Origin of the sequence: Vibrio sp. dhg (assembly GCF_003443775.1) — a bacterium.
GTDB lineage: Bacteria > Pseudomonadota > Gammaproteobacteria > Enterobacterales > Vibrionaceae > Vibrio > Vibrio natriegens.
The window spans coordinates 1468451-1480279 of sequence record NZ_CP028943.1; the positions used below are offsets into that span (position 1 = coordinate 1468451).

Annotated in this window: 6 protein-coding genes; all 6 read right to left on the reverse strand. The window is 46.1% G+C overall.

From position 1 onward, the window contains the following. Positions 1–11: 11 nt before the first annotated feature. From DBX26_RS06815 to DBX26_RS06840, 6 genes are read right to left on the reverse strand one after another with little or no spacing between them, the layout of a single operon-like run. Complete coding sequence (locus DBX26_RS06815; RefSeq protein WP_118118413.1) at positions 12–3815, reverse strand: contractile injection system tape measure protein; 3804 nt, start codon at positions 3813–3815, stop codon at positions 12–14. Next, positions 3812–6181, reverse strand: a complete 2370-nt coding sequence (locus DBX26_RS06820) for a hypothetical protein (protein WP_118118415.1) — start codon at positions 6179–6181, stop codon at positions 3812–3814. Before DBX26_RS06820 ends, DBX26_RS06815 begins: the two co-directional genes overlap by 4 nt. Positions 6182–6183: 2 nt before the next feature. Further along, positions 6184–7011, reverse strand: a complete 828-nt coding sequence (locus DBX26_RS06825) for a hypothetical protein (protein WP_118118417.1) — start codon at positions 7009–7011, stop codon at positions 6184–6186. A gap of 2 nt (positions 7012–7013) precedes the next feature. Next, a complete protein-coding gene (locus DBX26_RS06830; protein WP_118118419.1) occupies positions 7014–11048 on the reverse strand; it encodes a hypothetical protein in 4035 nt (1344 codons plus the stop codon). After that, the gene (locus DBX26_RS06835; RefSeq protein ID WP_020333193.1) at positions 11045–11494 is read right to left on the reverse strand and encodes a GPW/gp25 family protein; all 450 of its coding nucleotides are present in this window, start codon (positions 11492–11494) and stop codon (positions 11045–11047) included. Before DBX26_RS06835 ends, DBX26_RS06830 begins: the two co-directional genes overlap by 4 nt. A 24-nt stretch (positions 11495–11518) precedes the next feature. Beyond that, positions 11519–11818 carry a PAAR domain-containing protein gene (locus DBX26_RS06840; protein ID WP_014231703.1) on the reverse strand — a complete coding sequence of 100 codons (300 nt, stop codon included), beginning with the start codon at positions 11816–11818 and terminating at the stop codon, positions 11519–11521. Positions 11819–11829: the final 11 nt, after the last annotated feature.

Below are 11829 nucleotides of genomic sequence, written 5' to 3' on the forward strand. Positions count from 1 at the left end.
ATAAGTTATCCTCACCGCCACGTGACAAACAGAGGTTTGTCCATCCATGGGAATTTGATGGTTTGGAAGCTCCAGGGAATTTGGTCTAACAGCATGTCAAATGCACCGGGAATTACGCTAAGTTGCCACTGTTTTTCTTCTTCTAATAGTTGGCCTTCACGTTGTATAAATGTTGTTCTCAAGCCTTCTATCGAAGTTGAACCAAGCGAGTTCCAGTGACTAATAATTGCATTGAGCAGACCATCAATTATCGAAATAGCCTCACTTGGTAAATCCACTTGGCTGGGGATAGGAGTACTTATCGGTATGCCACATAAAATCTTATTTAGTGGCAGCAAGTACTCAGGCGCATCGCTTCGACCCTCAACCAAATACTGCAGGCAAAACAGGGCTTGGTATCTAGCTTTCTCACTGGCGAAGACTTTTCCGTCCGTGAGGTTGAGTCGTTGAAACAAGGTCGGGATATAAGTGGACGCGAGCACTAAGCCTGCATTATTGATGCTTATGGGCTCTGAGTTTTTGTTCTCTTTTTCATTTGGATCTTTCCACAATAACGGCTTGCTTTTCATCTCTGAACGGCTTGGTTCTATTTTGTTTTCTATTGAGCTATAGAGACGTTGAACTTGCGGTTGTGAACGGTCGAGACCGGCTGGTGGAGCTGGGGTTGTTAACTTTAAAATTGAGGTGTTGCGACTTATCTCTTCTAACAGCGGGAAGAGTGTTGATTGGCGGGATAAGTTTAGTTTCTCTGCTAACTGTTTTGTCTTGTCACTTTTATCATCGTCTTCGAGTTTATCCATAATGACTGGATAATCAGTGAGGTCGTTGAGCACTACATGCAGCAATTGAACCGCACTTGCTGTTATTCCCTGAAGTAATAAACGGTGATAGACGACACGCCAAAATACCTGTTTCCATTTTTGTGTATTTCCCATCAACACAGAAAACGCCTGATATAGGCTAACCATGACGGGCACGAAATTTGTGTATTGTTTTACGAACACTTGAAAGTGATAGTGGTCGGTCAGTCCGTCTATCCAACTCGCGAGCTTTTCTGGATTGAGTAGCTCCGCAGATAGATGCGTCCATAATGCGTGATGATCGAGATTCAGTGCCAGTTCTAACTTGGTTTCATCAATTTGACTCGATTGCAGAAAATCCCAATTCGTAATGTGCGTGATTGTGTTGTTTTGTGTGCTCGATGCAGAATGCCCACGGAAATGTTGAGACGAAGAAACATCGGTTCCAGATGTTCGTGCCATTAACACCTGTTCAAGCACAGCTTGAATGCTGCCGTTCGTTATTCTCGAGCCATTGAGTAGCTTAGAATCGCGTTTACTTTTGCTTAGCATTGTATGGGCAAGTTGGGCGACTTCTGTTTGAAAGTGATTGCTCAGTGTTCGAAGAATGGAACGCAGTGCCGTTTCTGCTGAGAAGGATCGCCCAGTCTGAGTTAGCGAAGCATCCCATATCCACGCCCAAATCAGTCTATCAATCGATGACCTGATGCTGGTTTTTGGATGATGAGTCAATTCATGAATCGAATCGGCTATCCATGAGCGGATAGAGAGAACATCAAACGCAACGGTTGATAAGTCTTTATTCACCAGAGTGAGCAGCTTTAAGAGCGTTTTCTCGTCAAAGTGCTGGAGCCAGCGTTTTTGTATCGTGCCTGATTGGCTTAACTTAATAATCACGGCCGCAAGTGATTTAGCATCGAGAGAAGAACGCGCAGTTTTCAATAGCCGTTGCCACTGTTCGGGCTTCGCGTCTGCCAGTGCCTGAATCACTTCAACAGGAACATTTATGTGGCTCGAAATAACGCTGTTTAACCAGTGTTGGTAAGCGTGAAGAGGAGTATCTGCTTCTTGTGGAGTCTCTAAAGACAAATTGTGATTGGTACTCTTTAATGCGGGTAAAAGAGAACGTAACGGCTGCACGAGCCGGTAGCTAGTTTGAGTATTTAACGAAGACAGCAGCGATTGAACCAAGTCGAGATGGTGTATATTTCGGTGCGAAGCGATTTGATGAGTGAGGGACAACAAGTAACTGTGTTTATTAAACTCACTGCCACGCTCAACCAGCAAATAGCTGAGGGTAAATTGCCACAAGCTGCTGCGTAGAGCATGGTCTTCTACTGGCTTTGACTCAGTTTCAGTTATGATCGTCCTCTCTATATGATGACGGTTGGAAATGATGTCGTGAACCACGTCGTTTGCTCGTGGTTCAATAATGTCGATGAATCGAAATAGAGTGGCATCGGAATAGTGTTCGCTCCAATGCTGGCGTACGGCGGCGAGTTGGCCAATCCAAAGCAATAATCCTTTGATAAAGCGACGTTCGTCAGGTAATGCGCGGAGCAGGCTTTTTTCATCGCCATGTTGGAGTATCAGTAAGAGGGCATTTAGCGAGTCTGATTTACTTGTGTTGGTTGAAACTCGCGTGTGGTCTTGAGCAAGTGTATACCATGAGATATGGGTTTCGTATGCCGCTTTATCTGTATCGCTAGGTGATGTTTTGTCTGAGTTAACGCGGAAAATGTCGGGCTCTATAGCATCCAATAATTTCATCATTTGCTGTCTTAGCGCACTATCGATACCAGTCATCTGGAGCCTGTTACGAAGATCAGCAAGCAACGTCGATGCGTTGAGGTTATACATGGCGGCCATTTTTACGATCACGCTTTTCATATACTGCTGTTTATTGAAGTGGCTGCCACGCTCGACCAGCACGTAATGGAAAGTGAAGTGCCACAGTTGCAGCGTCACTTGTTGGTTTGATACCGCAGAATAAACGGCTTTTGAAGTGGTTGCAGGGGCTGAATTTTTCGCAAGCAGCCATAGCTGAGGGCGAGATAAGAGTTGGGCTAAAAATGGATAATGCAATGGCTCTAAACGTTCTAGTAAAGAGAAACGTCTATTTTCGTCGAGTGAATGGATCAAAAGTAGGGGTAAACGTGGGTCTTTGCTGTGTTTACTCAACGCAAAAAGAATACTCGATGCGTATCGTTCTATGAGTCGATTCCAATGCGGTAGCAATGCAGACAAGTTACGGTTCGAAATCGCGGTATCAATATAATGGTTCCAGTTATGAGATAGCTGGGTTTTCAGGCCTGAATCATGGTGAATGCCACCGGTTTCCAGTAACGCAATCATTACCGCGAGACGGTTTTTATCGCTCAACAGCGGAAAGAGCTTCGTTAGTGATTCCTCAGGAAGTTGCATTGCCAATCTTAGACAGAGGGTTTCAGAGTTATCCGAGCACTCGAGAGCATTGTTTATGCGGTCTGGAGCGTTGAGCAGAGCCTCTATTACCCCGGTTTCGGACAGTTGCTGTTGATATTTAAACGGCCAGGAGAGTTGTCCTGTTTCGATAAAATGCCACGCTTGTTGCCAGCGATAGTCATCAAGTTCATGTTGGTTAGCGCCGTTCTCGATACTTTCACTGACTTGGTTCTGCGACATGTGAATGTTCGATTTTCGCATCCTGGACGAAGCATCCACGCTCGTCTCTCGGTAAAGCTCTTGGTACAGCTGCCTTAAGATCTGCGTTTTCAGGGCAGGGCGTAGGTTTGTACTCGAAATATCGCCTGTATCGAGCTCAATTTTATCAATGCAAATAACGATATCCGGAGAGCAAATCTGGTTAAGAAGTGCATCCATAGAAGGCAAAAGATCGTTTATTAGCCATTGATACGCCTCCGCTTCAAACTGTTCTGCATCGACCGCGTTATCAAACTCGATATCAAGCTCTACTTGTTTGAACAAGTGGGTTTGAGTTTCAGGTTTCGACGCTATTTTGTCTGCTTTGATCATAAGATTAGCGCCTCCTGCGCGGCATCTGGTTTTTGCAGGAACGTTAACAGGTTCTTCGCCATCTCATCGCATTGTTGCTTATCCTCATTACTATTTAGTTGGATGGTTAAGGCTTTTTGTTTTCTCCATGCGTGATACAGATTTTCAAACTCACAAAAGGCATTGAAATTTAGCCACATTAAGTGAACACAGAGATGAGCCGGAGTATTCGTTCTGATCAGTTGCGCCACTTGTTGTCGGAACAAAGGACTGCGGTGACGGGCGGTGAATCCCGGCATAACCACGCAGACCTGATTGGCCAGCGAGTCAATGTCGCTCTCGGGATGGCGGAGTGTGATTGGCTCCACTACGTGCAGCGTTTCTGTCTGCTGATTGATTTCGACCAGCCACGCTTGCAACCAATGGCAAAAACGTATCAGCTTTTGTTTGTGGTTGTAACGCCCTATGTATAGCCAACGTTTCTCTTCGTTTGTTCCGATGTCAAAGAAGAGTCGGTAGTCTCCCGTTCTTGCGCGTTTGAGTATCCGGTAGCGTTGATTGTCGATGCCAAATTGCAACAGCGATTCAGGTAGCGTTTGAGCATCTAATGCGTAGACCGAAGCGCGAATTTGACGTTTTTGCTGAGTAGAAAGTGATATTTTCTCTTGGCTTTCCGGTAGCGTTTCAAGGTTGGGTAAGACGGTTTCTTTGAGTTCGAAAACTGATTTTTGTCCTATGTCGCTGCTTAGATAGTCTTCGTCAGTGACGATATTCAAAAGGTAGCGACTGATATTGAGGTTTGCTCCCTCATCTTCATTGTTCAAGGCATTCATGCCGAGCAGAATCGATAACCTTTTTTGATATCCGCCGGTGTGACTCGGGTTAAGCAAGTTATTGCCCAAACCGCGCTGATTACTAATGGTTGCGATGTTGCGAATAAATCGCTGTTTGTGTTCTAGCAACAGCCAATCAATATCTTGCTCTCTACAATATGGGGTAAACGCACGATGAAGCGTATCGGGGTACTGTTCGCCATAAAGTGCGATCAGGTAATCGTAGATTCGACCTTTACGCTCCGGAAAATTATCTAACTCGGATTGCAGCGCTTGCAGTTTCGACTTTGCGTCGGCAGGGTAATGGCTGTTGATATCGTTGAATTCTTGAGCCGTCAGCGTGTGTACATGGTAGCTGGTTGGTTGACTCAATGAAGTAGAAAACAGCTCGGGCAGCTTTGTCAGATCCTCACAAAAATTGGCCATCAATTGATCAAACAGCAACAGGTAACTGCGCAATTGATGACGCTGTGCCTGAGATTTTGGATCATAGCCAGTATTGGTTTTTGTGGCTAATTGATAGTTTCGCGGGAATAAGGTTTGGATGGAGTCGTAGCCACTGAGATCGCGATGATGACCGGATGGGAGTGGCATTGCTGTCGTTAAATGCTGACGCTGTATGGTTTGCTGCTGCAATTGTTGCTCAATTTGAATGACCACATCGGCAACGTCAAGAGCGATGAGATGTTGGTTTTGTACAATCTCAAGGCGAATATCTGAATCGGCTTCTGGCATGATTAAACTGGCATACTCAGGAATCTCTGATATTGCCACGATGGGTTCATCTGGGTGTGTTTCAGCTTCGAACCTGATACCACTCACTTGTTGAATGTTAGCACTGCTTAGAATCAGATCTTCAAGCTCACTTAAGTCTCCGTTGGTTCTATGCCTCAACCAATGCGCGCACTGATAATAGATGTTAGCGGCTATCTGATTTGCATCGACTCCATCATTACTTATCTCGATAGTGGCTGCCAGATGAATGCAAGTTTCTCCAATAACATTTACTTCTTCGATATCTTCACCTAATCCTCTTATCTGATGGTAGGTTTGAAGAATACTCTGTATGGTAGGGTCGTTTTTTTCCGGATTGGAATCCTCGTCCTTGGTTTGCAAAGCGTGTTGCTGGCGTCGAAAGAAACGTTGTAATAGCCCGGAAATCTGATAAAGGCCCAAGTGTGGGTATTGTTCTGAGCTTTGAAACCAAACTTGCTCCAGTTGCGGCGTTGTTCTAACAATAAAGTCCTGATACTCGCTCGGTATTTGAGGCGGGGCAGACAAAACCTCATCGGGGCGAGCCAACCCGTAATACGGATAATCAATGCGACCGTAATCGTCCGCCAAGAGATCGCACACGGCAAAATCACTGCGATAGATAATATCGGTAAGCGCAAAACAGACCTGTTCCAGAATGGTGACGCCAGGGTCGTGGGTGTTGTAGTCTGTCCATACTTTGCCACCTAATTGTTGGATATAGGTAATACCAAGCTGGAACAAGCGTTCAAACTTATCCGGGTCGTTTTGATGTTCTTGCTTCGATATGGTCACTGACATAATCAGGCCTGTTTATCCTCTTGGACAATCTCGCAATTGGTCATGTAGTCGTCATCCCATAATTTCGTGATGTGATAGCGGATATATCGGTTATCTCCATAACTGGTGTTGGTTCGAATTTGCAGTCGATAAGGTCGCTTCGTGCCTTTTTCAGTTTCATGCAGCCACCTCAGTTTTAACTTGTCTGCAGGAGAGCGAAAGAATGCGTGTTGCGCCTTTATTGGATTTTTTCTGCGCCATTGCCACCACCAGTGATTCGGCGCGCATGTATTAATGGCGACCGCGTGGAGCATCGCATATCGGCCAGTGTGTCGGATGCCGATGCCCGCGACCACTTCAAGCATTTGGCAACCCTCTAATGTTTCCGTGATGTCGTGCCATTTTCCGTCAGCAGGAATCAGAGCGTCGACCGTTTCTGTTCCGCGTCGGCCTTGTGAAGAAACGGTGCCTTTTACATCGAGCTCGTGTTCTGGCGTTTCGGTTTTTATCCCGACATTACCACTCGGAGTGAGCGTCAAATTGGTTTCGGGAGCGTCATCCTCATCTGAATCCGTAACATTGGCGAGTGGGTTAGCCTTAAAATGCAAGTTGGTGGTCTTCGCGGCTAAACCTACGTGCCAAAGAGCAGTATTGCGATCACTTTGCTGATAAAAACTCAGCAAGTGCTCCTGATCTAAAGCGGTTAATTGCAAGCCAGTTGCAGGCGGTTTCTCAAATCCATCCTCAACCTGATTGACGCAGGAGTCGATCAAGTCCGCGAAATGCTCCGCAGAGGGCATATTGCCGGGTTGGAAAAAGTTTTTGAGTGTACTTCTATTGCGTTTTGGCATAGTTAATCCGTCCCCTTATGATACTGAACAGGAGTCTCTTCACCGTTATGTGATGATTGGGGCTGAGTGTTGATGATGAACTCTTCGCCGATAACAAGGTCTCCTACACCGGCAGGAACCGGTGCCGCTTGCTGATGCTTGGGCGCAATGGTGATGAAATGGTGCTGAGATGGCACCAGTAAATACCATGGAAGTTCTGCGCCAATGGGTTCTTCAGTTCGTGCGCTGTCTTGTAAGTGATACTTGTTGGTTGAGTGATGGCTTATTTTAAGTACCGACAGACCACTGACGCTGGTCACCTGCTTTTGTTTACCGATGAATGCGGCTAATTTTGACAGCGATAACTGCCATCCCAAACCCATGTTCATACCTTCGCTGTTCCAGGGGCAAAGCGTCTGCATGATGGCGTACTCCAACTGACGTAACGCTAATCCATGGTGGGTACCTTCAGTGAACGTTACAGAACAGCGAACTTGTAGCGTTTCATATCCGGGGTTGCGGACATCAATTTGAGTGTGGGCGCGGGCAATAGTACTGAGGTAATCACGTATTGCGATAAGCGTGGTTGAGTCAATGTAACGCTGCTGACACGGGGTGTGATTGCAGTCGTTGTGAACCGGAATAACCGTGAGCAAAATATGCCCGGGTTGGTGCGAGTTAGAGTCAAATTGCTTAGCTGCGAAACAGTTTACGGCGTCGATATCCGGAAACTGTTCCAACACCAGACGCTCATAGTCCCATGGGGTTATTGCTTTTCCTTTATGTCGTAAATGCTCACTGGTTCTCGTGACCCAATGATCAAAGTTCTCATCTGGTTTTAATTGTTGTATCGGAGTGAGTTGCGTAATGGCACCCAGATTCGCAGGCTTATTCAGACACTGCCAGGACGCAAAGGGTGGTGTTTGCGGTTCTGCATTTCGTCCGCCTTCCACTTGAATGACGTGCGTTGCAATTTGGTAACATTTTGGATATTGATCAATGCCTTGGTTTGTACTGACTCTAAGCCAATATAAATCCGACGGCATAATATTGTGCTCGGTATTGATGGCATCCGGAATATCCAACGTGATGATGCCGGACGTCAAAAATCGGTGCGTTGTGTCATGAATAATGTGTTTTGCCGGAAGCTCGACCCATTGTTCGCCCACAAGGTAATACCACTGATATTCCGTAGACGGATAAGGCGTCAGCATCTTTGCTTTATCACCAAGCAGAAAATAAAGATTGAGGTAGCCGGAGAGCTCTGACGCCGTTAAGCCGATAAACAAGTGACTGTCTTCTTTGTAGTGCGCCAGGATGCGAGGATAAGCGAACTTGTGTTTTTCGTTTCGTGGATAGATTTCCACTTCACCAAATGGGTGGAGGTGGATCATTCGACACTGGGTTTTAGTCGTCATATCACCCAGCTCGACTTTGTGTCTGGCTACGTAGTTAATCGACAGACGGTTTAACATCGGGGTGTATGGCGCTTTTGGCAAAGATTGCTGTTTTTTCGATTTCGCATTCGCTGTCAGTGTCTTACTCAAAAGCAATCCATATTGATCGTGCCCAAAAGCATCCATAGGTGTCACCAGGGTGATCTTAAACAGACCATTACGAATATTTGACTGAGGGCTGTATGGTGTCTGGGGCCACGTTTGAGTCGTTGGCGTATAGCTGTTACTAATATTGCCAAACGTTAAAATATTCTCGCGATCCAATGCGCCTTCTTGCGGTGAAAACAAACTTTGTGGGCCATCATCTGTCGTATCCCAGCGCCCGTTATTCAGTACTTCAGTTACCACTTTGAAACTATGGTTTCGATAAGGGAAAGGATACTCATTGTAGTGGTCACGGAACCCATCACTTCCCTGTGGTAATCCAGACCAGTCGAGGTGATAACTGAGCTGCTTGAGATGCTTGATGGCGAATTCTTTGCTTGCGACAACCAAATAGGAGCCATCTTTGGGTTGGGCTCCCAGTGGCAAGAAGGGCCGGCTTGGATCGGCCTGACCATCCTGATTAAACAGCTGTACTTGTGTTGCTCCTTTTACACGGCATTCCATCAAAAGCTGGGCGAATTCAAAATCGCGGAAGATAGTGTAGGGGAAGCAATTACTCTGCGCTTTTAAGCACAGCTTTAATGCTGGCGCAGTAAAATTCCATTTCGAGTTGTGAATGGCTGAGGTAGGCACTTTTGTCGCGGGGAAACCCGGTTCAAGCCGGATATTCAGACCAAACCCCATGGTAAAGTCGCTGTTATTTTCAATCGGAATGATCTGAGCACAATCGACGAGCTGCCATCCTTCTTCAGTGGAAATGGCGACATCAAATATATCTTCAAATAACTGGTAAAAGGTTTGAATACGGGAGTAGCCAAGCAGGAGGTTGACGGTGCCTTTTTCCGCGTCGTCCAGCACATTTTCTTTTTTCAGGTAGTCAGTGAGGGAACTGATCTTGTTAATGTCTTCTTCTGATAGCCACTCAACGTGATTTAATGCGTAACGTGAGACTAACTGTCCAAGCACGCGGAAAAATCGCTCTTTTTGCTCCATGGCGTGGAGATTTTGGGTGGGTTTTGACGCGACTTCCTCTAGCAGCGCGAGTAATACACCACGATACACCGCGCGAAGTTGCTGAGTCGGCTCTCTGTCGGCCAACTGCAAAATCCTATCATCGTCAACTTTGTCGACAAGCGCTTTGCTTTGTATTTCGTACAGCCAATTTCCAATCACAGGCACTTGCAATAAAACGATTTCATTAACAACGGCTTCAAGCGCATCTCTCAACTTACTGGACTCTTGCGAGTGTTCCTGATCATGTTCGATATAGAGCTGAGATAATCTTTGATACACAATGCCATTGCCCACTTCTTGAAGTTGAAATTGCAAAGTGAGCTCTCGATGACCTTCAGCCAAAGAGAGTATTGGATCTGAAATCACCAGTCCAAGATGCTTCTCAAGGCTGTCATCATCAATCTGGTGGCTACCAAACATCTTGAAAGCTTGGGTATTGTCACTTTGAGCACCTGTCTGCATCGGATCGAGCTCAACTTTCTGACGACTAATACCAGAATTAAAGCCGAGCTCTTTCTCTGGAGAAATCAGAGGATCACGGCGAAGTGTAAAACCGAACGCCTTTTTCACTTCCGCATCGGTCACTGACATAGCGTAGTTGGTGCGAAATTCTATCGGCTCAAACGTTGCTGTATTGCCGGGAGTGAAGGCTTGCCCTTTGTTGATGATCACGGGCGTCTTGCTCGCCTTACCTTGAGATAATTTGAGAAAGACAGGCGCTTCCTCTGCACTTTGCGGATACTGGTTCAAAACGTCTTGGTAGTAGAACAACAGATGTTTATGAGTAAACTGATTGATCTTGTTTTGAGCGCGCTTAAACAGTTTTAAAAAGCTGAGAAACAGAGCAAGCTGTGGAGGGTGCTCACCATGATGCAGAGATTGTTCGAACGTATCATGACAGTCTTGCTTTAAGGACTCAATCAACACCAGAATCTTAGACAGACAATGTTGTGCTTCCTCTTTGATGTTGGTTAATTGAGCCGCTTGTTTTTCGCTCTGGGATGAATCAGATAGTTTCCACAAAGGGTCGAGATGCTCGTATTTATTGATGAGGTTTTTGGGCGTGCAATTAAATAGTTGTTGTAATGGAGCATTAAGTTGAGCCTGATAGCGGTTGAGCAGGCGAAGTTTTAACTCATAGCTTATTTCTGGTGTGCTCGGTAAGTGTCGGTACCAGCTGTTTAACACAGTAAAAAGGTGAAGAATAAATTCTAGCGTATGCTCTTCATCCAGACATTGTGATTGTTTGAACTGACGTTTTAATGCTGCTTCATCCATGCTTAGTATTGCAGCGCAAACCACCAATTCATTTTGTTCAAACATCGCACTCCAATTCCCTTTTACCTGCGTGTTCTCATCCATATAAGGGACAAGCTCGGCAAACTTTTTCGCCCATAGGATTAGCTGTTCGAAGCTGAGCTCGTAGGGCTGAAAGAAGTGAGGGCTAAGTGCAACGTTACCTCGTTCGTTTTGTTGCGTCATAAAGCATCTCCCGAACCGAGATCAGGCAGAAGATCAGGGCTAACCAGGGTGCCTTCTTGCAGATAAAACGGATACACCATGTTGTCTCGCGTGTTGGTAGTGACTATCTGATAATCAAGCTCAATCATTATTTTCCCGTTTAGCGGAACGGGCGTCAGCGTTAACGAATCCAGGTCAATACGTGATTCAAACAGCAATATCGACTGCCTAATCTCGTATTCCATTTCAGTCAATGTTGTTTTTGTTAGTTCAGCAAAAACAAAACGGTTAATTCGGCACCCAAACTCAGGGTGCATTAAGCGTTCGCCGGGTGAGGTAGAGAGGAGGATCGCAAGGCTCTGTTTGATGTCTTTTTCGTTACTGCACAGTTCGACCGAGCAGTTGTCGGAGGTAAAGGTTGGAGGAAACGCCCAACCAGTCCCCAAGAATCCATTGTCTCTGTCCATAATCCAGTCCCTTTACATTGAAAACTAACCGCCAATGATCACTGTGAAGCAACCCATCGCAACATTGCCACCGTGGTTTGTGCTGTCACCAATTCGTGCTGCTGGTTTTCCGCCAATCATCACGGTCGCCGAACCCTTTATTATGGTGGATGGGGGGCCGACACATGTGCATGAATCACCAACGACCGAGGCGGGTATTTTCCCGATCAACACCGTGGGTACGCCAGGCCCAATCACCGGACCTCCGACATGGGGAACGGGAGGAACGCCTGGCGTGGCCATTGGACATACGTGCATATCGGTAATTCTTGCTGCTGGTGGCATGTTGATGTCCT